The 24,172-nt window shown below is 68.8% G+C and carries 19 protein-coding genes and 1 tRNA gene; 13 read left to right on the forward strand and 7 right to left on the reverse strand.

The window, feature by feature from the left end; genetic code table 11:
* The first annotated feature begins 43 nt into the window (after nt 1-43).
* The gene (locus ACIOKD_RS08095; RefSeq protein WP_402079844.1) at nt 44-898 is read left to right on the forward strand and encodes a DUF4184 family protein; all 855 of its coding nucleotides are present in this window, start codon (nt 44-46) and stop codon (nt 896-898) included.
* On the opposite strand, the gene ACIOKD_RS08100 is transcribed toward ACIOKD_RS08095, so the two are convergent.
* Nucleotides 819-1,772, reverse strand: a complete 954-nt coding sequence (locus ACIOKD_RS08100; protein ID WP_402079847.1) for a hypothetical protein — start codon at nt 1,770-1,772, stop codon at nt 819-821. The genes ACIOKD_RS08095 and ACIOKD_RS08100 overlap by 80 nt on opposite strands.
* Nucleotides 1,773-2,114: 342 nt before the next feature.
* Complete coding sequence (polA, locus tag ACIOKD_RS08105) at nt 2,115-4,841, reverse strand: DNA polymerase I (RefSeq protein WP_402079849.1); 2,727 nt, start codon at nt 4,839-4,841, stop codon at nt 2,115-2,117.
* A gap of 168 nt (nt 4,842-5,009) precedes the next feature.
* On the opposite strand from polA, the gene ACIOKD_RS08110 reads away from it, so the two are divergent.
* The 9 genes from ACIOKD_RS08110 to ACIOKD_RS08150 all read left to right on the forward strand — a co-directional run bounded on the left by ACIOKD_RS08110 (nt 5,010) and on the right by ACIOKD_RS08150 (nt 15,011).
* Nucleotides 5,010-7,289: an FdhF/YdeP family oxidoreductase gene (locus ACIOKD_RS08110; protein WP_402079852.1), complete on the forward strand. Its 2,280-nt coding sequence runs from the start codon at nt 5,010-5,012 to the stop codon at nt 7,287-7,289.
* 83 nt (nt 7,290-7,372) lie between these two features.
* Complete coding sequence (locus tag ACIOKD_RS08115; RefSeq protein WP_402079855.1) at nt 7,373-7,861, forward strand: PaaI family thioesterase; 489 nt, start codon at nt 7,373-7,375, stop codon at nt 7,859-7,861.
* Between the two features lie 78 nt (nt 7,862-7,939).
* Entirely contained in the window at nt 7,940-8,371 is a 432-nt protein-coding gene (locus ACIOKD_RS08120) for a hypothetical protein (protein WP_402079858.1), read from the forward strand.
* Nucleotides 8,368-9,072 (forward strand): Tat pathway signal sequence domain protein, encoded by a 705-nt coding sequence (locus ACIOKD_RS08125; RefSeq protein WP_402079861.1) that lies wholly within the window; start codon nt 8,368-8,370, stop codon nt 9,070-9,072. Before ACIOKD_RS08120 ends, ACIOKD_RS08125 begins: the two co-directional genes overlap by 4 nt.
* A 211-nt stretch (nt 9,073-9,283) precedes the next feature.
* Nucleotides 9,284-10,513: a branched-chain amino acid ABC transporter substrate-binding protein gene (locus ACIOKD_RS08130; RefSeq protein ID WP_402079864.1), complete on the forward strand. Its 1,230-nt coding sequence runs from the start codon at nt 9,284-9,286 to the stop codon at nt 10,511-10,513.
* Nucleotides 10,514-10,625: 112 nt separating this feature from the next.
* On the forward strand, nt 10,626-11,558 hold the full coding sequence (locus ACIOKD_RS08135) for a branched-chain amino acid ABC transporter permease (protein ID WP_402079867.1): 933 nt from the start codon (nt 10,626-10,628) through the stop codon (nt 11,556-11,558).
* A gap of 5 nt (nt 11,559-11,563) precedes the next feature.
* A complete protein-coding gene (locus ACIOKD_RS08140; protein ID WP_402079869.1) occupies nt 11,564-13,393 on the forward strand; it encodes a branched-chain amino acid ABC transporter permease in 1,830 nt (609 codons plus the stop codon).
* 5 nt (nt 13,394-13,398) lie between these two features.
* Nucleotides 13,399-14,298, forward strand: a complete 900-nt coding sequence (locus ACIOKD_RS08145) for an ABC transporter ATP-binding protein (protein WP_402079872.1) — start codon at nt 13,399-13,401, stop codon at nt 14,296-14,298.
* The gene (locus ACIOKD_RS08150; protein ID WP_402079875.1) at nt 14,295-15,011 is read left to right on the forward strand and encodes an ABC transporter ATP-binding protein; all 717 of its coding nucleotides are present in this window, start codon (nt 14,295-14,297) and stop codon (nt 15,009-15,011) included. The genes ACIOKD_RS08145 and ACIOKD_RS08150 overlap by 4 nt, the downstream gene beginning before the upstream one ends.
* Before the next feature lie 101 nt (nt 15,012-15,112).
* Here ACIOKD_RS08150 and ACIOKD_RS08155 read toward each other — a convergent pair whose 3' ends face one another.
* Nucleotides 15,113-15,769, reverse strand: a complete 657-nt coding sequence (locus tag ACIOKD_RS08155) for an ANTAR domain-containing response regulator (RefSeq protein ID WP_402079878.1) — start codon at nt 15,767-15,769, stop codon at nt 15,113-15,115.
* A gap of 100 nt (nt 15,770-15,869) precedes the next feature.
* On the opposite strand from ACIOKD_RS08155, the gene ACIOKD_RS08160 reads away from it, so the two are divergent.
* Nucleotides 15,870-15,942: transfer RNA gene (locus tag ACIOKD_RS08160), tRNA-Leu, on the forward strand.
* A gap of 105 nt (nt 15,943-16,047) precedes the next feature.
* Complete coding sequence (locus ACIOKD_RS08165; protein WP_402079880.1) at nt 16,048-16,809, forward strand: transcriptional regulator; 762 nt, start codon at nt 16,048-16,050, stop codon at nt 16,807-16,809.
* A 10-nt stretch (nt 16,810-16,819) separates the two neighbouring features.
* Here the strand turns inward: ACIOKD_RS08165 and pyk are convergent, their stop codons facing one another.
* Nucleotides 16,820-18,256: a pyruvate kinase gene (gene pyk / locus ACIOKD_RS08170; protein ID WP_402079882.1), complete on the reverse strand. Its 1,437-nt coding sequence runs from the start codon at nt 18,254-18,256 to the stop codon at nt 16,820-16,822.
* Nucleotides 18,257-18,399: 143 nt separating this feature from the next.
* Nucleotides 18,400-19,143: an SIMPL domain-containing protein gene (locus ACIOKD_RS08175; protein ID WP_402079885.1), complete on the reverse strand. Its 744-nt coding sequence runs from the start codon at nt 19,141-19,143 to the stop codon at nt 18,400-18,402.
* Between the two features lie 184 nt (nt 19,144-19,327).
* On the opposite strand from ACIOKD_RS08175, the gene ACIOKD_RS08180 reads away from it, so the two are divergent.
* The gene (locus ACIOKD_RS08180; RefSeq protein ID WP_402079887.1) at nt 19,328-21,136 is read left to right on the forward strand and encodes a bifunctional metallophosphatase/5'-nucleotidase; all 1,809 of its coding nucleotides are present in this window, start codon (nt 19,328-19,330) and stop codon (nt 21,134-21,136) included.
* A gap of 43 nt (nt 21,137-21,179) precedes the next feature.
* On the opposite strand, the gene ACIOKD_RS08185 is transcribed toward ACIOKD_RS08180, so the two are convergent.
* A complete protein-coding gene (locus ACIOKD_RS08185) occupies nt 21,180-22,607 on the reverse strand; it encodes a lysine N(6)-hydroxylase/L-ornithine N(5)-oxygenase family protein (protein WP_402079889.1) in 1,428 nt (475 codons plus the stop codon).
* Nucleotides 22,604-23,992 carry a pyridoxal phosphate-dependent decarboxylase family protein gene (locus ACIOKD_RS08190; protein WP_402079892.1) on the reverse strand — a complete coding sequence of 463 codons (1,389 nt, stop codon included), beginning with the start codon at nt 23,990-23,992 and terminating at the stop codon, nt 22,604-22,606. Before ACIOKD_RS08190 ends, ACIOKD_RS08185 begins: the two co-directional genes overlap by 4 nt.
* Nucleotides 23,993-24,172: the final 180 nt, after the last annotated feature.

A 24,172-nucleotide genomic window follows, 5' to 3' on the forward strand; every position in this document is an offset into this window, starting at 1 on the left:
CTACGCCCCCGGGTCGGGTCAATATCGTTCGCTTGGAGCCCAGTTGCCGTTCACTCTCAGCCATGCCGCGGCCGTCCTGCCGGCGGTGCGCGCCGACGGGTCCGGACGGGGCCGACTGGTCCCGGCCGTACTCGTGGCCGGTTCGTTCGCGCCCGACATGACCTACTACGCGGCGAGTGTGCTGCCGGAGGCAATGGAGTTCGGCGAATTCACGCACTCCTTCACCGGAGTGTTCACCTTCGACGTCCTGGTCGCCTGGGCGCTCGTGGGCGCCTGGCTGGTGCTGCGGGAGCCGCTGGTGGCACTGCTGCCGCGGTCCCGGCAGGGGCGGATCGGCGCCGTCCTGCGCTGCGGTGCGCCGCGCGCCCGTCCGCGCCCCTCCCTCGCCCTGTGGTGGTACGTGTCCGCGGTGTCCGGGGCGCTCACCCATGTCGTGTGGGACGCGTTCACGCATCTCGACCGGTGGGGCATGCGGGTCCTGCCCGTCCTGGGGCGGGAGATCGCCGGCTCGCCGCTGTACTGGTATCTGCAGTACGGCGGTTCGGCGCTCGCGGCCGTGGTGATCGCGGTGTTCCTGGTGGTGGCCCTGCGGCGGCAGCCCGACGCCGAGCCGGTGGGAGTGCCCCTGCTCTCGGTGCGTGACCGCTGGCTCGCGGGGGCTCTGATCGGCGGCTGCGCGGCGGTGGCGGCCGCACAGCGGGCGACGCGGTGGTGGGACTACTGGGGGTCGCGGGCCAAGCCCTGGGAGCTGATCCCCACCGTGTGCTTCGGGGCGGGGGCCGGGCTGGCCGTCGGGTTCGCCGCGTACGCCGTGGCGGTCAGGGTGTGGCGCCCGGCTCCGGTTCCTCCCAGCCCGGCAGCGGCTCGTACGGAGCCGAACCATCCGGTTCCTCGCTGACCGGTTCCTCGCTGACCGGTTCATGGCCGACCGGCACCGACGGCGTCTCCGGTGCCTCCGGTGCCTGCGGCGTCTCCGGTGCCTCCGGTGCCTCCGGTGCCTGCGGCGTCTCCGGTGCCTGCGGCGTCTGCGGCGTCTGCGGGATGAGCGCGCGGCCGGGGCCGTGGCCCTGCCCCAGGCGCATCTGGTCGGTGGCCGTGGTGCGGGTGAGGCCCCAGTAGCCGTCACGGCCCAGGACGGTGGCGCGGGTACGGACCCGGGCGAGGAAACCCTTCAGGTGGCTGCGGCTCTGAGCGGTCCACAGGCGCCGGGCGGAGGCGTCGTCCGAGCTGACGATCATGGGTCGCACGTTCGCGGTCTCCCAGCGGGTGAGTGACCGGCCCAGTTTCTCGGCCCGCCGCAGCAGCCCTTCCATGATCAGCACCTTGGCGACGCGCGCGGAGTCGTACTGGCGCTCACCGGCCGGCTCGCAGACCAGGCCCAGGTCGTCGCGCACGACCAGGGAGACCGTGCCGCGCCTGGACGGCAGCGCGGCGTGGATGCCGTGCGACAGGCGGGCGGCGAGACCGGGGGCGTGGAGGGCTTGGCAGGTGGCGGGGTCGGTGACGGGGTCGGTGAGGCCGTCGGAATCGCCGGGGTCGTCTGGCAGGAACCGGTGGCTGGTGGCGTCGGCCCAGCCGGGCCCGTCGATTGCGCCCGCCGGGAATCTGGGGCTGGCGGCGGTGGCCGAGAGGGCGGAGACCGGGGCGAGGAGTGCCGAAGTGAGGGCTGCGACCAGTGCGGTGCGGCGGTGTCGTACGTACGGCACGTACCGCGTGTGCCGCGTGTGCCGCGCGTTCCGTATGTGCCGCATGTGCCGTATATGGGGACCCATGCCCGCATCCTGGCGGTGTGCTCACCGTGGGGCGCCTGGTCGGGGTCCAGGCGGGTGACGGGTCCTGCGGGGGCGGTGTTTCGTCTGCGGGCGCGTCGTGGCCGGCCGCGCGGTTCCCCGCGCCGCTGAAAACAAAGGACTGCGCAGTTCCCCGCGCCCCTGAAAGACAAAAGACGGCGCCGTTCCCCGCGCCCCTGGGTGAGTGGGTGCCGGGCCCGGTTCACCAGCCGCAGCCGGCCCGCACCGCACCCCCGCCCCACACCCAAGCCAACCCAGGGGCGCGGGGAACTGCGCCACCAGCCCCCACCGGGGCCGCAGACGAAGCACCCACCCCCAGCGGAGCTAGTGCGCTGCCGACTCCCAGTCGGGGCCCGAGCCCACCGAGACGTCCAGCGGTGCCCGGAGCCGCACCGCCGCAGCCATCTCCCGGCGGACCAGCTCCTCCGCCTTCGCACGCTCCCCGGGAGCGATCTCCAGGACGATTTCGTCGTGGACCTGGAGGAGCATCCGGGACGACAGCCCGGCCTCGCGCAGCGCCCGGTCCACATGCAGCATGGCGATCTTGACGATGTCCGCCGCCGTGCCCTGGATCGGCGCGTTCAGCGCCATCCGCTCGGCCGCCTCCCGCCGCTGACGGTTGTCGCTGTTGAGGTCGGGGAGGTAGCGGCGGCGCCCGAAGAGCGTCGCCGTGTAGCCCGTCGCCCGCGCCTCGTCCACCGCCCGGCGCAGATAGTCCCGCACCCCTCCGAAGCGCTCGAAGTACGTGTCCATCAGCCCGCGCGCCTCGCCCGCGTCGATGTTGAGCTGCTGGGAGAGGCCGAACGCGGACAGCCCGTACGCGAGCCCGTACGACATGGCCTTGATCTTGCGGCGCATCTCCGCGTCGACGGCGTCGCGCTCCACGGAGAACACCTGGGAGGCGACGGTGGTGTGCAGGTCCTCGCCGGAGGTGAAGGCCGCCAGGAGGCCCTCGTCCTCCGACAGGTGGGCCATCACGCGCAGTTCGATCTGGCTGTAGTCGGCGGTCATGAGGGACTCGAAGCCCTCGCCGACCACGAAGCCGCGGCGGATCGCGCGGCCCTCCTCGGTGCGGACCGGGATGTTCTGCAGGTTCGGGTCCTGCGAGGAGAGGCGGCCCGTCGCGGCCACCGTCTGGTGGAAGGTGGTGTGGATGCGGCCGTCCGCGGCGATCGTCTTGATCAGGCCCTCGACCGTCACCCGCAGCTTCGCCTGCTCGCGGTGGCGGAGCATGATGACCGGCAGTTCGTGGTCGGTCTGGGCGGCCAGCCAGGCGAGCGCGTCGGCGTCCGTCGTGTAGCCGGTCTTCGTCTTCTTCGTCTTGGGCAGGCCCAGTTCACCGAAGAGGACTTCCTGGAGCTGCTTGGGCGAGCCGAGGTTGAACTCGTGCCCGACCGCCGCGTGCGCCTCCTTCACGGCCTGCTGGACCGCGCCCGCGAACATCTGCTCCATGGCCTCCAGGTGAGCCCTGTCCGCCGCGATGCCGTGCCGCTCCAGGCGGGCGAGCAGCTCGGAGGTGGGCAGCTCCATGTCCTGGAGCAGGTCGGCCGCGCCGACCTCCCCCAGTCGCTCCCCGAAGGCCTCCCCGAGGTCGAGGATGGCGCGGGCCTGCACCATGAGCGCGTCGGCCTCGGCGCCTTCGTCGGCGCCGAAGGCGAGTTGCCCGTCGGCGGTCGCGGCGGGCGCCAGCTCCCGGCCGAGGTACTCCAGGGACAGCGCGTCCAGGTCGAAGGAGCGCCGACCCGGCTTGACGAGGTAGGCGGCGAGAGCGGTGTCCATGGAGATGCCCGCGACGCTCCAGCCGTGCTCGGCGAAGACCCGCATGACAGCCTTGGCGTTGTGCAGCACCTTGGGGCTGCCGGCGTCGGCGAGCCAGCGCGCGAACGCGTTCTCGTCGCTCGCGTCGAGCTGCGACGGGTCGAACCACGCCGCCGCTCCGTCGGCCGCGGCGAGCGCGACCTCGGCGACCGATCCCGTACCGAGCGCCCAGGTGTCGACCGTGGCGACGCCCAGGACCGCCGTGCCGTGCTCGGTGAGCCAGGGGGCAAGATCGCCCGCGTCGATGACCGTGCCGTCCACGGCCACGCCCGCGGCGACCGGGGCCGCGTCCTCGGCCTGCTCCGCCCCGGGGTCGACGGCCAGCAGCCGCTCACGCAGCGACGGGTTACGGATCTCCAGGGTGTCCAGGACCATCGCGAGGGCCGTGCGGTCGTACGGAGCGCGCTCCAGGTCGGGCACCGCCTTCGGCAGCTCGACGTCACGCACCATCTCGGTGAGGCGGCGGTTGAGCTTGACCGACTCCAGGTGGTCGCGGAAGTTCTGCCCGGCCTTGCCCTTGACCTCCTCGGCGCGCTCGACCAGCTCCGCGAACGAACCGAACTGGTTGATCCACTTCGCGGCGGTCTTCTCGCCGACACCGGGGATGCCGGGCAGGTTGTCGGACGGGTCGCCGCGAAGGGCCGCGAAGTCGGGGTACTGGGCGGGCGTCAGCCCGTACTTCTCGAAGACCTTCTCCGGAGTGAACCGGGTCAGCTCGGAGACGCCCTTGGTCGGATAGAGCACGGTGGTGTGCTCGGAGACCAGCTGGAAGGAGTCACGGTCGCCGGTGACGATCAGCACGTCGAAGCCCTCGGCCTCGGCCTGCGTGGCGAGCGTGGCGATGATGTCGTCCGCCTCGAAGCCGTCGACGGCGAACCGCTCGGCGTTCATCGCGTCCAGGACCTCGCCGATCAGCTCGACCTGGCCCTTGAACTCGTCGGGCGTCTTCGACCTGTTCGCCTTGTACTCCGTGAACTCCTCGGAGCGCCACGTCTTGCGCGACACGTCGAACGCCACCGCGAAATGCGTGGGCGACTCGTCGCGCAGCGTGTTGGCGAGCATCGACGCGAAGCCGTAGATCGCGTTCGTCGGCTGGCCCGTCGCCGTCGTGAAGTTCTCCGCGGGCAGCGCGAAGAACGCCCGGTACGCCAGCGAGTGCCCGTCCATGAGCATCAGCCGCGGGCGGGCCTGGCCGGAGGTCTTCTCGGTCTTCTTCGATCCTGTCTCTGCCACACCCCCGATCCTGCCACGCCCCACTGACAGTCGGCCCCGCCCCGCCGCCCACGACGGTGTCCGCGTGCCGGTTCTCCCCCGTTCCCCGGACCGGGCCACGATCCGTGTCAGTACCACGTGCGAGGATCGGAGACGTACCTCACACATGTGCTCGAAGAGGAGTCCCAGATGGCCGGCAAGCCGCCCCAGAACGATCCGGTTCAGGACGCGCCGCAGGTCGCGGAGCCGAAGCATGCTGCGGCCGGGCTGCCCGCCGTCGGGCACTCCCTGCGCATGGCCCAGCAGCAGATGGGCATGAAGCGCACGGCGCTGACGCTGCTGCGGGTCAATCAGAAGGACGGCTTCGACTGCCCGGGCTGCGCCTGGCCCGAGCCGGAGCACCGGCACACGGCGGAGTTCTGCGAGAACGGCGCGAAGGCGGTCGCGGAGGAGGCCACCCTGCGCCGCGTGACCCCGGACTTCTTCGCCGCGCACCCGGTCGCCGACCTCGCGACCCGCAGCGGCTACTGGCTGGGCCAGCAGGGCCGCCTCACGCACCCCATGTACCTCGCGGAGGGCGCCGACCGCTACGAGGCGGTGCCGTGGGAGCGCGCCTTCGACATCATCGCCGAAGAGCTCACCGGCCTCGCCTCCCCGGACGAGGCGCTGTTCTACACCTCGGGCCGCACCAGCAACGAGGCCGCGTTCCTCTACCAGCTGTTCGCCCGCGAGTTCGGCACGAACAACCTCCCCGACTGCTCGAACATGTGCCACGAGTCGTCCGGCTCCGCACTGAACGAGACGATCGGCATCGGCAAGGGCAGCGTCCTGCTGGACGACCTCTACCAGGCGGATCTGATCATCGTGGCCGGGCAGAACCCCGGCACCAACCACCCGCGCATGCTCTCCGCCCTGGAGAAGGCGAAGTCGAACGGCGCGCGGATCATCACGGTGAACCCGCTGCCCGAGGCGGGCATGGAGCGCTTCAAGAACCCGCAGACCCCCCGGGGCATGTTCAAGGGCGCAGCCCTCACCGACCTCTTCCTGCAGATCCGCATCGGCGGCGACCAGGCACTCTTCCGTCTCCTGAACAAGCTCGTCCTGGAGACGGAGGGAGCCGTCGACGAGGCCTTCGTCGGCGAACACACCCATGGCTACGAGGAGTTCGCCGAGGCCGCCCGCGCCGCCGACTGGGACGAGACGCTCACCGCGACGGGCCTTGAGCGCGCGCAGATCGACGAAGCGCTCGGCATGGTCCTCGCCTCCGAGCGCACCATCGTCTGCTGGGCGATGGGCCTGACCCAGCACAAGCACTCCGTGCCGACGATCCGCGAGGTCGTCAACTTCCTTCTGCTGCGCGGCAACATCGGCCGGCCGGGCGCGGGCGTGTGCCCGGTGCGCGGCCATTCGAACGTGCAGGGCGACCGCACCATGGGCATCTTCGAGCGCCCCGCGCCCGCCTTCCTGGACGCCCTGGAGAAGGAGTTCGGCTTCGCCCCGCCGCGCGGCCACGGCTACGACGTCGTCCGGGCGATACGCGCCATGCGCGACGACAAGGCCAAGGTCTTCTTCGCGATGGGCGGCAACTTCGTGTCGGCCTCCCCCGACACCGAGGTCACCGAGGCGGCCATGCGCCGCGCCCGCCTCACCGTGCACGTGTCGACGAAGCTCAACCGCTCGCACGCCGTCACCGGCGCGCGGGCCCTGATCCTGCCCACCCTCGGGCGCACCGAGCGCGATCTCCAGGGCGGCGGCGAACAGTTCGTGACCGTCGAGGACTCCATGGGCATGGTGCACGCCTCCCGCGGCCGCCTGGAGCCCGCCGGCGGCCACCTGCTGTCCGAGCCGGCCATCGTGTGCCGCCTCGCGCGCCGGGTCCTCGGCGAGGGCTCCCGCACGCCCTGGGAGGAGTTCGAGAAGGACTACGCGACCGTCCGCGACCGAATAGCGCGCGTCGTCTCCGGCTTCGACGACTTCAACGCGCGCGTGGCCGACCCGGCGGGCTTCGCCCTGCCGCACGCCCCGCGCGACGAGCGCCGCTTCCCGACCGCCACCGGCAAGGCCAACTTCACGGCCGCGCCCGTCGAGTACCCGAAGCTCCCCGAGGGCCGTCTGCTCCTGCAGACCCTGCGCTCGCACGACCAGTACAACACCACGATCTACGGCCTCGACGACCGCTACCGGGGCATCAGGAACGGCCGCCGGGTCGTCATGGTGAACCCCGAGGACGCCCGCGAGCTGGGCCTCGCCGACGGCTCGTACACCGATCTGGTCAGCGAGTGGAGGGACGGTGTGGAGCGCCGCGCCGCCGGTTTCCGCGTCGTGCACTACCCGACGGCCCGCGGCTGCGCGGCCGCCTACTACCCGGAGACGAACGTCCTGGTGCCGCTGGACGCCACCGCCGACACCAGCAACACGCCCGCCAGCAAGTCCGTCGTCGTGCGTCTGGAACAATCGACAACCAACTGAGCGTTCGCTTAGAAGCGTGTTCCCGACACCCGCTCCGGACACCCGCTCCGGACACATGACCGACGACGTAAGGAAACGGACCCATGGGCGAGCAGCACCACGTGAAGTTCCCGCAAGAGGTCATCGACGAGTACGAGGCACTCGGCGTGGACCTGGCCGCCATGTTCTCCGCCGGACACCTCGGCACCCGCATGGGCGTCGAGATCACCGAGGCCTCCGCGGACCGCGTCGTGGGCACCATGCCGGTCGAGGGCAACACCCAGCCCTACGGACTCCTGCACGGCGGCGCCTCCGCCGTACTCGCCGAGACCCTCGGCTCGGTCGGCGCCATGCTGCACGGCGGCAGCTCCAAGATCGCCGTCGGCGTCGACCTCAACTGCACCCACCACCGGGGCGTCAGCTCCGGCCTCGTGACCGCCGTGGCCACCCCCCTGCACCGCGGTCGCTCGACAGCCACGTACGAGATCGTGATCAGCGACGAGGACGGCAGGCGGGTGTGCAGCGCCCGGCTGACCTGCCTGCTGCGCGATGTGCGGCCGAGCGACGCGGAACGGGTCGGCGCCACCGGCTGAGCCGCCCGCCGGCCCGTCCGGAAACCGTTGTCCGGCCGGGGCGTTGATCCCGGGCACCCGGCGGCCTAGCGTCAAGGCATGAGAACGGGCGGGGCCCCCCGGCGGGGGCAGATGCTCGCACTGGCGCTCCTGACCGGCGCCCTGACCGCAGGCGCGACCGGGTGCGGCGAGTCCGGCACACGGAGCGGCACGACCGGCGCGCCGGAGGTCACACGCACGGCACACGGCACACGGCCGTCACCCCCGGCGACCCCGCCCGAGGACCTGTGCGCGCACCTCGTGGCGCACTGGTCGCGCAAGGTCCTGGACGACGACACCTACGGGGACTACCAGTCGATGGGCCTGTCCAACAGGCAGTACGAGATCCTGCTGGACATCGTGGACGCCGCCCGGGCCGAGAAGAGGCGCGAGGGCGGACAGGCGGCAGGAGAACTGATCGACCGCACCGCGCGCGAGCGCTGCGAGGAGCGGTACCGCAACGGCAAGGCGACTGGAGGGCCCTGGAATTGAGTGGCGTCGGCCCGGTCGAACCCGGCGAGGGAACACGCGCGTGGGACGACCTCGAACCTCCCCCGCCGACCGGCCACGAGCAGCACCAGGGACACCCGGCGGCTCTCTACTACGCCCGGCACCGCCGCGCCGTCCTCGCGTCCGCGGCGGCCGGCGTCCTCCTCGCGGGCGGCGGCTACCTGTACGCGACCCGGCCACAGGCACCGGTGCCCGCCGTCGGACCGTTCCCGTCCCAGGTCGTCGACGTCACCTACCTGGGCGCGGAGGGCTCGCCCAGGAACGCGCCGAAGGGCAGTTTCACCTTCGCGGTGCGGGTCACCGCGCTGTCCGGCCCCACCATCACCATCGTGGAGATCTCCCAGCCCTACGCCGGGCTCCATCTGACCTCGGCCCCCCGGACACCATTCCGGACAAGGACGGGTTTCGGCCACAAGATCATTGTCACTATGAATGTCACGGAATGCGCTAATACACCGAGGAACGCCGGACTTCCTTTCCTGGACGTAACTCTGCGTAATACGCGCGCAATAGAAGACCACAGTTACATCCTGGGCGAGCGATATGCGCACGACCTGTCCGAAGCCCTGCAAGTAGCCTGCAGCAACGACCCACCGTCACGAGCGAAACGTCAGAACGCTGCTGAAAACACCGCCGCACGATCTGCGGGTTCTCACAATGTGGACCGGACGAATCGGCTGTAATTCCCCCCATCCACCCACTGAGTACCGCTCTGCATTACCTCGTGTCATAACAAGAGCGTCACAGCCTTCGTCAGACTCTCCTCCCCGTTCCCCCCACCCCCTTAGAGTCACGGCCAGTCACCGCGCCACCGGATTCGATAAATTTTCGGCCCAGCGCTCGACTCGGCTCGTTCCACGAGGAACGGCCGTGCCAGGGAAAGGACTGCTGATCGTGCGTCAACGTTCGCTCATCGCCATCACCGCCGCGCTGGCGGCGGGAGCACTCACCCTCACCGCCTGTGGCTCGCGCGACGAAGACGGCGGCTCGGACTCCGGCGACGGCGGCACCACTGTCGTCATCGGCGTCGACGCCCCACTCACCGGCGACCTCTCCGCGCTGGGCCTCGGAATCAAGAACTCCGTGGACCTCGCCGCCAAGACGGCCAACAAGGAAAACACCGTCGAAGGCATCACCTTCAAGGTCGAAGCCCTCGACGACCAGGCGCAGCCCTCCGCGGGCCAGCAGAACGCCACCAAGTTCGTCGCCGACAAGGACGTCGTCGGCGTCGTCGGACCGCTGAACTCCTCGGTCGCCGAGTCCATGCAGAAGGTCTTCGACGACGCCAAGCTCGTCGAGATCTCCCCCGCCAACACGGGCCCGACCCTCACCCAGGGCACGGACTGGCAGACCAAGAAGGTCCGCACGTACAAGTCGTACTTCCGCACCGCGACCACGGACGCCATCCAGGGCCCGTTCGCCGCGCAGTACGTCTACAACGACGCCAAGAAGAAGAAGGTCTTCGTCATCGACGACAAGAAGACCTACGGCGCCGGCCTGGCCGCCACCTTCACCGACGAGTTCAAGAAGCTCGGCGGCAAGATCGCCGGAACCCAGCACATCGACCCCGAAACCAAGGACTTCTCCGCCGTCGTCACCCAGGTGAAGAGCTCCGGCGCCGACGTCGTCTACTACGGCGGCGAGTACCCGCAGGCCGGCCCGCTCAGCAAGCAGATCAAGGCCGCAGGCGTCAAGGTCCCGCTCGTCGGCGGTGACGGCATCTACAGCGCCGACTTCATCAAGCTGGCCGGCGCCAGCGGCAAGGGCGACCTCGCCACCTCCGTCGGCGCGCCCGTCGAGGACCTGCCCTCCGCCAAGGAGTTCGTCGCCAACTACAAGGCGGCCGGCTACAAGGAGGCCTACGAGGCCTACGGCGGCTACTCGTACGACTCCGGCTGGGCGATCATCGAGGCCGTGAAGAAGGTCGTCGAGGACAACGACGGCAAGCTCCCTGACGACGCCCGTGCCAAGATCACGGAAGCCGTGCAGAACGTCTCCTTCGACGGCGTGACCGGCAAGGTCTCCTTCGACGAATACGGCGACACCACCAACAAGCAGCTCACCGTCTACTCGGTCGAGGGCGGCGCCTGGAAGGCCATCAAGTCCGGCACCTACACCGGCTGACCCACACCCGCACCACCACTTGAGCCGCGCGGGGCGCTGCAGGACAAGCGCCCCGCGCGGACTCACATCCGGTCACATCCCTCGACTATCCGAACGTCTCGGAGGACATGCGGTGAACGAACTGCCGCAGCAGCTGGTCAACGGCCTGCTACTGGGATCCATGTACGGGCTGGTCGCCATCGGCTACACGATGGTCTATGGCATCGTCCAGCTCATCAACTTCGCCCACGGCGAGATCTTCATGATCGGAGGCTTCGGCGCACTCACGGTCTACCTGTACGTACTGCCCGACGGCACCACCATGTGGGTCGCACTGCCCCTGATGCTCCTCGGAGCCGTCATCACCGCGACCACCGTCGCCGTGGGAGCGGAACGGTTCGCCTACCGGCCGCTGCGCACCGCACCACGCCTCGCCCCCCTCATCACCGCCATCGGCCTCTCCCTCGCCCTCCAGCAGGCCGTGTGGGCGTGGTACCCGGACGCGAAGCAGTCCATCAACTTCCCCGAGATCGAGGGCGGCCCCTTCAAGATCGGTGACGTCACCATCCAGACCGGTGACGTCTTCCTCCTCATCGCCGCCCCCATCAGCATGGCGATCCTCGCCTTCTTCGTGATGAAGACCCGCACCGGCCGCGGCATGCAGGCCACCGCGCAGGACCCGGACACCGCCAAACTCATGGGCATCAACACCGACCGCATCATCGTGGTCGCGTTCGCCCTCGGCGCGGTCTTCGCCGCCGTCGGAGCCGTCGCCTACGGCCTCAAGTACGGCCAGGTCCAGTTCCGCATGGGCTTCATCCTCGGCCTGAAGGCCTTCACCGCAGCCGTCCTCGGCGGCATCGGCAACATCTACGGAGCCATGATCGGCGGCCTCGTCCTCGGCCTCGCCGAAACCATGGCCACCGCCTACATCGCCGACGTCCCCGGCATGGAACAGCTCGGCGGCCAGTCCTGGGCCAACGTCTGGGCCTTCGTACTCCTCATCCTCGTGCTCCTCTTCAGGCCACAGGGCCTGCTCGGCGAGCGCGTCGCGGACAGGGCGTGACACCGATGACCACAGAGACCAACACGCCCCAGACGCCCGCCACAGCGCCCCCCGGCCCGAACACCGGACTCATCGGCATCCCGCCCCACATCGGACGCGCCCTCGCCACCGGCGGCGGCGTCCTCACCATCATCTCCACCTTCCTCGCCTGGACCTGGACCGACGCCTTCCCCGGCGACCTGACCGTCTACGGCTACCCCGGCGGCCTGCAGGTCCTCGTCCTCATCGGCGGCATCCTCACCACGCTCTTCGCCCTCGCCTCCTACGGCATCAAGGGCCTGCGCTGGCTGACACCCGCCGGCGCCGACAGCGCCATCAAACTCGCCGCACTCGCCGCGTTCACCACCGCCTGGTACACGATCCTCGCGATCAGCGCCGAACTCGGCGGCCTCGCCAACCTCGAACCCGGCGCCTGGGTCGCGGCCGCAGCCACCCTCGCGGCCCTCCTCGGCGCACTCTCCCTGCCCTTCGAACGGCCGGCGCCCGACCCCTTCGACCCCGAAGACACCGCCTGGGAGCAGTTCCGCCACAACGCGCGGCACAACCGCACCGTCGTCAAGGCCGCCTTCGCCTCCGGCACCACCAAGGCCCCGGCCCGCGCACTCCCCGCGTACGCCGAGATCCTCATCATCATCGCCGCACTCAGCCTCGGCCTGATCGTCTTCACCTACGGCATCGGCACCGAGTACGACCAGCAGTTCATCGGCTTCCTCATCACCGCCGGCTTCGGCTTCGCCGCCGCGGCCAAAGCCGGACTGGTCAACCGGATCTCCGCACTCACCGGCAAGCACCGCAACGTCACCATGCTCGGCGCGTTCGTAGCAGCCGCCGCATTCCCCTTCACCCAGTCCGACGACCAGTACGCGACCATCGGCGTCTACATCCTCATCTTCGCCACCGTCGCCCTCGGCCTCAACATCGTCGTCGGCCTCGCCGGACTCCTCGACCTCGGATACGTCGCCTTCCTCGGCGTCGGCGCCTACACCGCGGCCATGGTCTCCGGCTCCCCCTCCTCACCCTTCGACATCCACCTGCCGTTCTGGGCCGCCGCCCTCCTCGGCGCGGCCGTCGCCATGGTCTTCGGCGTCCTCATCGGCGCCCCCACCCTGCGGCTGCGCGGCGACTACCTCGCCATCGTGACCCTCGGCTTCGGCGAGATCTTCCGCATCGGCGTCCTCAACATGGACGGCACCAGCGGACCCGACATCACCAACGGCTCCAACGGCATCTCGTCGATCCCGAACCTCAACATCCTCGGATTCGACTTCGGCCAGGAACACAGCATCGCCGGCTTCACCATCGCGCGATTCGCCAACTACTTCTTCCTGATGCTCCTCATCACGCTGATCGTCGTGGTCGTCTTCCGCCGCAGCGGAGACTCCCGCATCGGCCGCGCCTGGGTCGCCATCCGCGAGGACGAGACAGCCGCACTCGCCATGGGCATCAACGGCTTCCGCGTCAAACTCATCGCCTTCGCACTCGGCGCCGCCCTCGCAGGCCTCGCCGGATCCGTCCAGGCCCACGTCACCTACACCGTGACACCCGAGCAGTACCAGTTCGCCCACGTCGTCCCGCCCAACTCGGCCTTCCTCCTCGCAGCGGTCGTCCTCGGCGGCATGGGCACCATCAGCGGCCCCCTCGTCGGCGCCGCACTGCTCTACATCATCCCCGCCAAGCTCCAGTTCCTCGGCGACTACCAGCTCCTCGCCTTCGGCCTCGCGCTCGTCCTGCTGATGCGCTTCCGACCGGAAGGCCTCATCCCGAACAAGCGCCGCCAGCTCGAATTCCACGAGGAAGCGGAAGCACCCACAGTCCTCAGCAAGGCAGGGGCCTGACCACGATGACAACCGACACCACCACCAAGGACACCGCCCCGGGCGCCAACGCCCCCGGCGAAACCGTCCTCGACGCACGCGGCGTCACCATGCGCTTCGGCGGCCTCACCGCCGTGAAAAACGTCGACCTCACCGTCAACAGCGGAGAGATCGTCGGACTCATCGGCCCCAACGGCGCCGGCAAGACGACCTTCTTCAACTGCCTCACCGGCCTCTACCTCCCCACCGAGGGAGAAGTCCGCTACAAAGGCAAAATCCTTCCCTCACAATCCTTCAAAGTCACCGCCGCCGGCGTCGCCCGCACCTTCCAGAACATCCGGCTCTTCGCCAATATGACCGTCCTGGAAAACGTCCTCGTCGGCCGCCACACCCGCACCAAAGAAGGCCTCTGGTCCGCCCTCCTGCGCGGCCCCGGCTTCAAGAAAGCCGAAAAAGCCTCCGAAGAACGCGCCATGGAACTCCTGGAGTTCATCGGCCTCGCCGCCAAACGCGACCACCTCGCCAGAAACCTCCCCTACGGCGAACAGCGCAAGCTCGAAATCGCCCGCGCACTCGCCAGCGAACCCGGCCTCCTGCTCCTCGACGAGCCCACCGCCGGAATGAACCCCCAGGAAACCCGCGCCACCGAAGAACTCGTTTTCGCCATCCGCGACATGGGCATCGCCGTACTCGTCATCGAGCACGACATGCGCTTCATCTTCAACCTCTGCGACCGCGTCGCCGTCCTCGTCCAAGGCGAAAAACTCGTCGAAGGCGACAGCGCCACCGTCCAGGGAGACGAACGCGTCGTCGCTGCCTACCTCGGCGAACCCTACGAAGACGCACCCGGCCAAGCCGAAGTCGCGGAGGTCGAAGCGGCCGAAGCACAGGCCGACGCCGCGCCCCGCAAGGAGACCGACCGATGACCGCACTCCTCGAAGTCGAAGACCTCCGGGTCGCCTACGGCAAGATCGAAGCCGTCAAAGGCATCTCCTTCAAGGTCGACGCCGGCCAGGTCGTCACCCTCATCGGCACCAACGGCGCCGGCAAGACCACCACCCTGCGCACCCTCTCCGGCCTCCTCAAGCCCATCGGCGGCCAGATCAAGTTCCAGGGCAAATCACTCAAGAAGACCCCGGCCCACCAGATCGTCGCCCTCGGACTCGCACACTCCCCCGAGGGCCGGCACATCTTCCCCCGCATGACGATCGAGGACAACCTCCGCCTCGGCGCCTTCCTGCGCAACGACAAGGCAGGCATCGAAAAGGACATCAAGCGCGCCTACGACCTCTTCGCCATCCTCGGAGAACGCCGCAAACAAGCCGCCGGCACCCTCTCCGGAGGCGAACAGCAGATGCTCGCCATGGGCCGCGCCCTGATGTCCCAGCCGAAGCTGCTCATGCTCGACGAACCCTCCATGGGCCTCTCGCCGATCATGATGCAGAAGATCATGGCCACCATCAAGGAACTCAAGTCCCAGGGCACGACGATCCTCCTCGTCGAGCAGAACGCCCAGGCGGCGCTCTCCCTCGCCGACCACGGACACGTCATGGAAGTCGGCTCCATCGTGCTCTCCGGCACCGGCCGCGACCTCCTCACCGACGAATCCGTCCGCAAGGCGTACCTCGGCGAGGACTGAGGTCCATGCCCGCCGTACGGCTGAGGCCCGCACCCGTGATTCCAGGGTGCGGGCCTCAGCCGTACAGGGCCGTACTCGGCCCGTACGGAAACGCTCGCCGATCAGCCCTTCGCGGCCTTCTTCTCGTCGGCGTCCAGAATGACCGCCTCCGCGACCTGCTGCATCGACATACGACGATCCATCGACGTCTTCTGGATCCACCGGAAAGCCGCCGGCTCGGTGAGGCCGTACTCCGTCTGCAGCACCGACTTCGCACGGTCGACCAGCTTCCGCGTCTCCAGGCGCTGAGTGAGATCCTCGATCTCCTTCTCCAGCGCCTTCAGCTCCGTGAACCGCGAGACAGCCATCTCGATGGCCGGCACCACGTCACTCTTGCTGAACGGCTTCACGAGGTACGCCATCGCGCCGGCGTCCCTCGCCCGCTCGACCAGGTCGCGCTGCGAGAACGCGGTCAGCATCAGCACGGGGGCGATGGACTCCTCCGCGATCTTCTCGGCCGCCGAGATCCCATCGAGCTTGGGCATCTTCACATCGAGGATGACCAGGTCAGGGCGGTGCTTCCGGGCGAGCTCGACGGCTTCCTCCCCGTCACCGGCCTCGCCGACGACCGAGTACCCCTCTTCTTCGAGCATCTCCTTGAGGTCGAGACGGATCAGCGCCTCGTCCTCGGCGATGACGACACGGGTCGTCAGCGGAGGCACGTGCGACTTGTCGTCGTCGGGCGCGTCTACGGGCTGGGGCGACTCGGGGGCGGTCACGGGGGCTCCTCGTTGTGGGGCAGGTACTGCTCCCAAGAGCCTACCTAGCTGCGGTATGGTGGTGACACGGCGGGAGACCGCTAACCTTCGTTTCAAAGGGGCCCCGGTAGCCCAGCGGTAGAGGCAATGGATTCAAAACCCATACAGCGTCGGTTCGAATCCGACTCGGGGTACTTTTCCTTGGTTTCCAAGGTCACCATTAAATGCGGATGTTCCCGTTCTCGTGAACATCCGCATTTTGCTGTGCATCCGGACGATCAGCAATTCACAGTGGCCGCATGTACGACATGAGCACGCGCAGGCAGGCACTCGCGCTGGTCCGCCAGGGACGCAGCATGAACTCCGTCAGCAAGGAGACTGGCGTCTCACGGGCATCCCTACGCTCCTGGCACACCCGTATCGAGCCGCTCCAGCGTGCTGGCAAGCCGTGCCCTCGGTGCCAAGGTGCGCCAGCGCCGCCCGAGAATCCGCGAGCGTACGCCTATCTCCTCGGCCTCTATCTCGGCGACGGCTGCATCAGCGCGCACCGCCGAGGCGTGTACGCCCTCCGCATCGTGTGCGACAACGCCTGGCCGGGCCTCATCGACGCCTGCGAAGCCGCAATTCGCTCCGCGCGCCCGGACAACAGCGTGTGCCGCGTGAAGAAGGACGGCTGCGTGGCAGTGACCGCCACCAGCAAACACTGGCCCTGCCTCTTCCCCCAGCACGGCCCGGGCAAGAAGCATGAGCGCACCATCGCCCTGGACCCCTGGCAACAGGAGATTGTCGATGCCCACCCGTGGGAATTCGTCCGAGGGCTCATCCACTCCGACGGGTGCCGCATCACCAACTGGACCACTCGCCTTGTCAAAGGCCAGCCCAAGCTCTATGAATACCCCCGGTACTTCTTCACCAACTCGTCAAGCGACATCATGCGGCTCTTCACCGACACCCTCGACACAGTCGGCGTCGAATGGAAGCAGGCGAACTGGCGCAACATCTCCGTCGCCCGCCGCGCATCCGTCGCCCTCATGGACACCCACGTAGGGCCCAAGTACTGAACCTGGCCCCCTACTTCGGGCTGTCGTCCTCTCCGATGTGGTGGACTCGGACCAGGTTCGTCGAGCCCGAGACGCCGGGGGGCGAGCCGGCCGTGATGACGACGATGTCGCCCTTCTGGCAGCGGCCGTGCCTCAGGAGGAGTTCGTCGACCTGGTCGACCATCGCGTCCGTCGAGTCGACGTGTGGGCCGAGCAGGGTCTCGACGCCCCATGTGAGGTTCAGTCGCGAGCGCGTCGCCTGGTCCGGGGTGAAGGCCAGGAGCGGGATCGGTGAGCGGTAGCGGGACAGGCGGCGGACCGTGTCGCCGGACTGGGTGAAGGCGACCAGGAACTTCGCGCCCAGGAAGTCGCCCATCTCGGCGGCGGCCCGCGCGACCGCGCCGCCCTGGGTGCGGGGCTTGTTCCGGTCGGTGAGGGGCGGGAGGCCCTTGGCCAGGATGTCCTCCTCCGCCGCCTCGACGATCCGGGCCATCGTGCGGACCGTTTCGACGGGGTACTTGCCGACGCTGGTCTCGCCGGACAGCATCACGGCGTCCGTGCCGTCGATGACGGCGTTGGCCACGTCCGAGGCCTCGGCACGCGTCGGACGGGAGTTCTCGATCATCGAGTCGAGCATCTGGGTCGCGACGATGACCGGCTTGGCGTTGCGCTTGGCCAGTTTGATCGCGCGCTTCTGGACGATCGGGACCTGTTCGAGGGGCATCTCGACACCGAGGTCGCCCCGGGCGACCATGATGCCGTCGAAGGCGGCCACGATGTCGTCGATGTTCTCGACGGCCTGGGGCTTCTCGACCTTGGCGATCACGGGGAGGCGGCGGCCCTCCTCGTCCATGATGCGGTGGACGTCCTCGATGTCGCGTCCGCTGCGGACGAAGGAGAGGGCGATGACGTCGCAGCCGGTGCGCAGCGCCCAGCGGAGGTCGTTCTCGTCCTTGTCGGAGAGGGCGGGGACGGAGACGGCGACGCCGGGGAGGTTGAGGCCCTTGTTGTCGGAGACCATGCCGCCTTCGATGACGGTGGTGTGGACGCGGGGTCCGTCGACGGAGGTGACTTCGAGGCAGACCTTGCCGTCGTCGACGAGGATGCGTTCGCCGGTGGTGACGTCGGCGGCGAGTCCGGCGTACGTGGTCCCGCACGTCTGGCGGTCGCCTTTCGCGCCCTCTTCGACGGTGATGGTGAAGGTGTCGCCGCGTTCGAGGAGTACGGGGCCTTCGGTGAAGCGGCCGAGGCGGATCTTGGGGCCCTGGAGGTCGGCGAGGATTCCGACGCTGCGGCCGGTCTCGTCGGAGGCCTTGCGTACGCGCTGGTAGCGCTCCTCGTGGTCGGCGTGGCCGCCGTGGCTGAGGTTGAAGCGGGCTACGTCCATTCCGGCTTCGACCAGTGCTTTGATCTGGTCGTACGAGTCGGCGGCGGGGCCCAATGTACAGACGATTTTCGCTCGGCGCATGGTGTGAGCCTAGGGCTTACCAGTGGGTAGGGAATTGGCGCCGCATGACTACTCAACGACCTTTGTGTGAAGGGATATTGACAAGGGTTGGATTGTGCGCGGGGGTGCTCCGATGAGCATTTCCGGAGCCGGTCGGCGGGTTTTTACAGCACTGGTGGTGACATGGTGAAGCGGGCGTTGACCTGTGCGTACACGTGTTGCCTTTCGGGTTCGAGGTCGAGGGCGGGGGCCTGTTCGGCGGCGGCGTCGAAGCCTTTGGAGCGCATGGCGAACTGCGGGGCCGCCATGGCGTAGGGCTGGGCGTTCTCTGCTTCGATGTCGGCGAGTTCGACGAGGGCGGCGAGGGTGGTGCCGAGGGCTTCGGCGTATTCGCGGGCTCGTTGGACCGCTTCGCGTACTGCTTGTTGTCTGGCTTGCCGGTGGGCGGGTGAGTCGGGGCGCAGGGCCCACCAGGGGCCTTCGATGCTGGTGAGGTCGAGGTCGGCGAGGCGGGTGGTGAGTTCGCCGAGGGCGGTGAAGTCGGTGAGTTCGGCGGTGATGTGGACGCGGCCGTGGTAGGCGCGGACGCGTTCGCCGCGGCCGTGTTTGGTGAGTTCGGGGGTGATGGAGAAGGTGCCGGTTTCGAGTTTCTCGACGGAGTCGCCGTATGTCTTGACGAGGTCGAGGGCGGTGGTGTTGCGGCGGGTGAGGTCGTTCAGGGCGTCTTTGCGGTCGGTGCCGCGGGCGCTGACGGTGATGCCGATGCGGGCTATCTCGGGGTCGACTTCGAGGTGGGCTTCGCCGCGGACGGCGATGCGGGGGGCTGCGGGGGTGCCGTAGGGGGTGGCGGGCCCGGGGTGCTCGGCAGCGGGGTGTTCGGGGGCGGGGTGTTCGAGGGCGGCAGTCATACGTCCCACTCTGTCACCGGGGGCCGCGGCCGTGGTGCCTGCCGGTCATCGAATCGAAACCTGAGGGGGGTGTTGCTGTGTGGCGTGCTCGGGTCAGAATCTACGCGCGTTGTTGTGTTTCCGATCGACATCCACCTCGACATCTACGCGCGTCGTTGATCGTTCCTCCGAGGAGTAGCCCGTCATGCCGTTGAACCGCCGGAAGTTCCTGAAGAAGTCCGCTGTGACCGGGGCCGGGGTCGCTCTGGCCGGTGCGGCCGCGGCGCCGAGCGCTGAGGCCGCGGTGGCGACGGGGCACGGGAAGCCCAAGCCGAAGCGGTACTCGCTGACGGTGATGGGCACGACGGATCTGCACGGTCATGTCTTCAACTGGGACTACTTCAAGGACGCGGAGTACAAGGACACGGCGGGCAACGCGCAGGGGCTGGCGCGGATCTCGACGCTGGTGAACGCGGTGCGCAAGGAGAAGGGCCGTGGGAACACGCTGCTTCTTGATGCCGGTGACACGATTCAGGGCACGCCGCTGACGTACTACTACGCGAAGGTGGACCCGATCACCGCCAAGGGTGGGCCGGTGCATCCCATGGCGCAGGCGATGAACGCGATCGGTTATGACGCGGTAGCGCTGGGAAACCACGAGTTCAATTACGGCATCGAGACGCTGCGGAAGTTCGAGCAGCAGTGTCGTTTTCCGTTGTTGGGTGCGAACGCGCTGGACGCGAAGACGCTGAAGCCGGCTTTCCCCCCGTACTTCATGAAGAAGTTCCATGTGAAGGGTGCTCCGCCGGTCAAAGTCGCGGTTCTGGGTCTGACGAATCCGGGGATCGCGATCTGGGACAAGGCGTATGTCCAGGGGAAGCTGGTGTTCCCGGGGCTTGAGGAGCAGGCGGCGAAGTGGGTGCCGAAGCTGCGGTCGATGGGTGCGGACGTGGTCGTCGTGTCGGCGCACTCCGGTTCCTCGGGCACGTCGTCGTACGGTGACCAGTTGCCGTATGTGGAGAATTCGGCGGCTCTGGTGGCGCAGCAGGTGCCGGGGATCGATGCGATTCTGGTCGGGCACGCGCATGTGGAGATTCCCGAGCTGAAGGTGACGAACACGAAGTCGGGGAAGACGGTCGTGCTGTCGGAGCCGCTGGCGTATGCGGAGCGGTTGTCGCTGTTCGACTTCGAGTTGGTTTTCGAGAAGGGCCGCTGGTCGGTCGAGTCGGTGGCGGCGTCGGTCCGTAACTCGAACGCGGTGGCGGACGACCCTCGGATCACGAGGTTGCTGAAGGACGAGCACGATGTGGTCGTGGCGTACGTCAACCAGGTGGTCGGGACGGCGACGGAGACGTTGACGACGGTGGAGGCGCGGTACAGGGACGCGCCGATCATCGACCTGATCACGAGGGTCCAGGAGGACGTGGTCAAGGCGGCGCTGGCGGGTACGGAGTACGCGTCGTTGCCGGTGTTGTCGCAGGCGTCGCCGTTCTCGCGGACGTCGGAGATTCCGGCGGGGGATGTGACGATCCGGGATCTGTCGAGTCTGTACGTGTATGACAACACGTTGGTCGCGAAGTTGCTGACGGGTGCGCAGGTGCGGGCGTATCTGGAGTTCTCGGCGGAGTATTTCGTGCGGACGGCGGCCGGTGCGGTGGTCGATGTGGAGAAGTTGACGAACGCGGGCAACCGGCCTGACTACAACTACGACTATGTGTCGGGGCTGTCGTACGACATCGACATCGCGCAGGCGGCGGGGTCTCGGATCAAGAATCTCTCCTTCGATGGTGCGGCGTTGGACGATGCGCAGCAGTTCGTGTTCGCGGTGAACAATTACCGGGCGAACGGTGGGGGTGCGTTCCCGTATGTGGCGTCGGCGAAGGAGTTGTGGGCGGAGTCGACGGAGATTCGTACGCGGATCGCGGAGTGGGTGACGGCGAAGGGTTCGCTGGATCCGAAGGAGTTCGCTTCGGTGGACTGGAAGCTGACGCGTGAGGGCACGCCTGTCTTCTAGGTAGGGGTCTGTGCGGTTGTTTTCACCGGTGGCCGGCTGATTTTCAGTCGGCCACCAGTGGTGTGAGGGTCTGCGGTCGCCTGGCGGGTGGGACCTGGGGTTGCGGGGCGAGTCCGAAGGTGGTGTAGGCCGTTCGGCTCGGCATGGGGTAGGGGTCCTTGCCGGTGAGGGAGTTGAGGATGTTCGCGCTGCGCCAGGCGGTGAGTCCGAGGTCGGGGGCGCCTACGCCGTGGGTGTGTGTTTCGGCGTTCTGGACGTAGACGGATCCGGTGACGGAGGGGTCGAGGACGAGGCGGTGCCGGTCGTCGATCCGGGGGCGTTCGGAGGCGTCGCGGCGCATGTAGGGGTCGAGACCGGCGAGGATGCGGTCGAGAGGGCGTTCGCGGTAGCCGGTGGCGAGGACGACGGCGTCGGTGGTGATGCGGGACCGGTCGGCCTGCTGGGTGTGTTCCAGGTGTAGTTCGATCTTGGTGGTGGCGATGCGTCCCGCGGTGCGGACGAAGACGCCTGGGGTGAGGACCGTGTCGGGCCAGCCGCCGTCGAGGGTGCGGCGGTAGAGCTCGTCGTGGATGGCGGCGATGGTGTCGGCGTCGATGCCTTTGTGGAGCTGCCATTGGGCGGGGACGAGCCGGTCGCGTACGGGTTCGGGCAGGGCGTGGAAGTAGCGCGTGTAGTCGGGGGTGAAGTGTTCGAGCCCGAGTTTTGAGTACTCCATGGGCGCGAAGGCTTCGGTGCGGGCGAGCCAGTGGAGTCTCTCGCGGCCGGCGGGGCGGTTTCTGAGGAGGTCGAGGAAGACTTCGGCGCCGGACTGTCCTGATCCGATGACGGTGATGTGGCCGGCGGTGAGGAAGTGCTCGCGGTGTTGGAGGTAGTCGGCGGCGTGGATGACGGGGACGCCGGGTGCTTCGGCGAGAGGGCGCATGGGTTCGGGGATGTGGGGGGCGGTGCCGATGCCGAGGGCGATGTTCTTGGTGTAGGTGCGTCCGAGGGCTTCGGCTTCGCCGTCGGTGTCGAGTTGGGTGAAGTCGACTTCGAAGACGTCGCGTTCGGGGTTCCAGCGGACGGCGTCGACCTGGTGGCCGAAGTGGAGGCCGGGGAGGCTGTCGCTGGCCCAGCGGCAGTAGGCGGCGTATTCGGCGCGGTGGATGTGGAAGCGCTCGGCGAAGTAGAAGGGGAAGAGGCGTTCGCGGGTTTTGAGGTAGTTGAGGAAGGTCCAGGGGCTGGCGGGGTCGACGAGGGTCACGAGGTCGGCGAGGAAGGGGACTTGGAGGGTGGCGCCTTCGAGGAGGAGGCCGGGGTGCCAGTCGAAGGTGGGGTGCTGTTCGTAGAAGACGGTGTCGAGTTCGGCGAGGGGGTGGGCGAGGGCGGCGAGGGAGAGGTTGCTGGGGCCGATACCGATGCCGACGAGGTCGCGGGGGGCTTCGGGCTGGTGGTGTACGGGGTGCGTGGGGGGTGTGGCGGGCGGCGTCATCGGGCGGTGTGTCCTTCCACCAGTTTCAGGAGCGCGGCGAGGTCGTCGGGTCCGGTGTGTGGGTTGAGCAGGGTCGCTTTGAGCCAGAGTCGGTTGTCGAGTCGGGCGCGGCCGAGGACGGCGCGGCCTTCGGTGAGGAGGATGCGGCGTGCGTCGGCGACGGTGGTGTCGGTGGCGTGGGTGGGGCGGAACAGGACGGTGCTGATGGTGGGCTTGTCGTAGAGCTCGAAGTGGGGGTGTGCGTCGATGAGTTCGGCGAGTGCGGTGGCGTGGGCGCAGACCTGGTCGACGAGTGCGCCGAGTCCTTGGCGCCCGAGGGTTTTGAGTGTGACGGCGATTTTGAGGATGTCGGCGCGGCGGGTGGTGCGCAGGGAGCGTCCGAGGAGGTCGGGGAGGCCGGCTTCGGTGTCGTCGTCGGCGTTGAGGTAGTCGGCGTGGTGGGTGAGTGTGTGGAGGTCTTGGGGGTCGCGTACGGCGAGGAGGCCTGCGGCGATGGGCTGCCAGCCGAGTTTGTGGAGGTCGAGGGTGACGGTGTGGGCGCGGGTGAGGCCGTCGAGGCGGTGGCGGTGGCGGTCGCTGAGGAGGAGGCCTCCGCCGTAGGCGGCGTCGATGTGGAGGCGGGCGCCGTGGGTTTCGCAGAGGGTGGCGATCTCGGGGAGCGGGTCGATGAGTCCGGCGTCGGTGGTGCCGGCGGTGGCCGCGACGAGGACGGTGCCGGGTGGGCCGCCGAGGGCGGTGAGGGCCTGGTCGAGGGCGGCGGGGTCCATGGTGCCTGCGGGGGCGGGCACGGTGACCGGTTCGGGGAGGCCGAGGAGCCAGGTGGCGCGGTGGAGGGAGTGGTGGGCGTTCTCCGCCTGGACGAGTCGCACGTGGGTGTGTTTCTCGCGGGCGAGGAGGAGGGCGAGTTGGTTGGCTTCGGTGCCGCCGGTGGTGATGAGGGCGTCGGCGGTGGTGGTCCCGGTTCGGCCGGTGTCGGGATAGACCTCGTGGGCGAGGGCCCGGGTGACGAGGGCTTCCAGTTCGGATGCCGCGGGGGCCTGGTCCCAGGAGTCGAGGGAGGGGTTGAGGGCGGAGGCGGCGAGGTCGGCGGCGGTGGCGACGGCGAGGGGTGGGCAGTGGAGGTGGGCCGCGCAGAGGGGGTGTGCGGGGTCTGCGGCGCCGGCGGCCAGGGCGTGGACGAGGGTGTGCAGGGCGTGTTCGTCGCCGTGGGTGGGGAGGGGGTCGCCGAGGGCTTCGCGGAGGCGGGCGGCCACTTCGGTGGGTCCGCCGGCGGGGAGGGGGCCTGTTCGGGTGGCGGCGCCCGTCTTCAGTGCGTCGAGCACTGTGTCGAGTAACGGGCGCAGGGTGTCCGGGCCTTGGGGGCCTGAGGCGAGGGGTGTGCTCACGGGGGGGGCCTCCAGGGCGCGCGACGGGGTTTCCAGCTTGGCGCGTCCGGGGCGGTGTGCGTGGGGGTTCGGTGATCGGTACCCGAAAGTGTGGTGGTGGGCTTCGGCCCGAGGGGGCCTCGTCCGAGGGGGTGAGTGGGGGGGCGGGCCGCGGGGTTCCCCGCGCCCCTGAAAGGCAAA

The organism is Streptomyces sp. NPDC087844 (genome assembly GCF_044742785.1).
In the GTDB taxonomy this organism is placed as follows: Bacteria; Actinomycetota; Actinomycetes; order Streptomycetales; family Streptomycetaceae; genus Streptomyces.

Bases quoted from the DNA above. Each gene is read 5' to 3' on its own strand.
- ACIOKD_RS08100 (WP_402079847.1), bottom strand. From the start codon at position 1,772: ATGGGTCCCCATATACGGCACATGCGGCACATACGGAACGCGCGGCAC.
- ACIOKD_RS08110 (WP_402079852.1), top strand. From the start codon at position 5,010: ATGGCCGGCAAGCCGCCCCAGAACGATCCGGTTCAGGACGCGCCGCAG.
- ACIOKD_RS08115 (WP_402079855.1), top strand. From the start codon at position 7,373: ATGGGCGAGCAGCACCACGTGAAGTTCCCGCAAGAGGTCATCGACGAG.
- ACIOKD_RS08120 (WP_402079858.1), top strand. From the start codon at position 7,940: ATGAGAACGGGCGGGGCCCCCCGGCGGGGGCAGATGCTCGCACTGGCG.
- ACIOKD_RS08140 (WP_402079869.1), top strand. From the start codon at position 11,564: ATGACCACAGAGACCAACACGCCCCAGACGCCCGCCACAGCGCCCCCC.
- ACIOKD_RS08145 (WP_402079872.1), top strand. From the start codon at position 13,399: ATGACAACCGACACCACCACCAAGGACACCGCCCCGGGCGCCAACGCC.
- ACIOKD_RS08150 (WP_402079875.1), top strand. From the start codon at position 14,295: ATGACCGCACTCCTCGAAGTCGAAGACCTCCGGGTCGCCTACGGCAAG.
- ACIOKD_RS08165 (WP_402079880.1), top strand. From the start codon at position 16,048: ATGTACGACATGAGCACGCGCAGGCAGGCACTCGCGCTGGTCCGCCAG.
- pyk (WP_402079882.1), bottom strand. From the start codon at position 18,256: ATGCGCCGAGCGAAAATCGTCTGTACATTGGGCCCCGCCGCCGACTCG.
- ACIOKD_RS08175 (WP_402079885.1), bottom strand. From the start codon at position 19,143: ATGACTGCCGCCCTCGAACACCCCGCCCCCGAACACCCCGCTGCCGAG.
- ACIOKD_RS08180 (WP_402079887.1), top strand. From the start codon at position 19,328: ATGCCGTTGAACCGCCGGAAGTTCCTGAAGAAGTCCGCTGTGACCGGG.
- ACIOKD_RS08185 (WP_402079889.1), bottom strand. From the start codon at position 22,607: ATGACGCCGCCCGCCACACCCCCCACGCACCCCGTACACCACCAGCCC.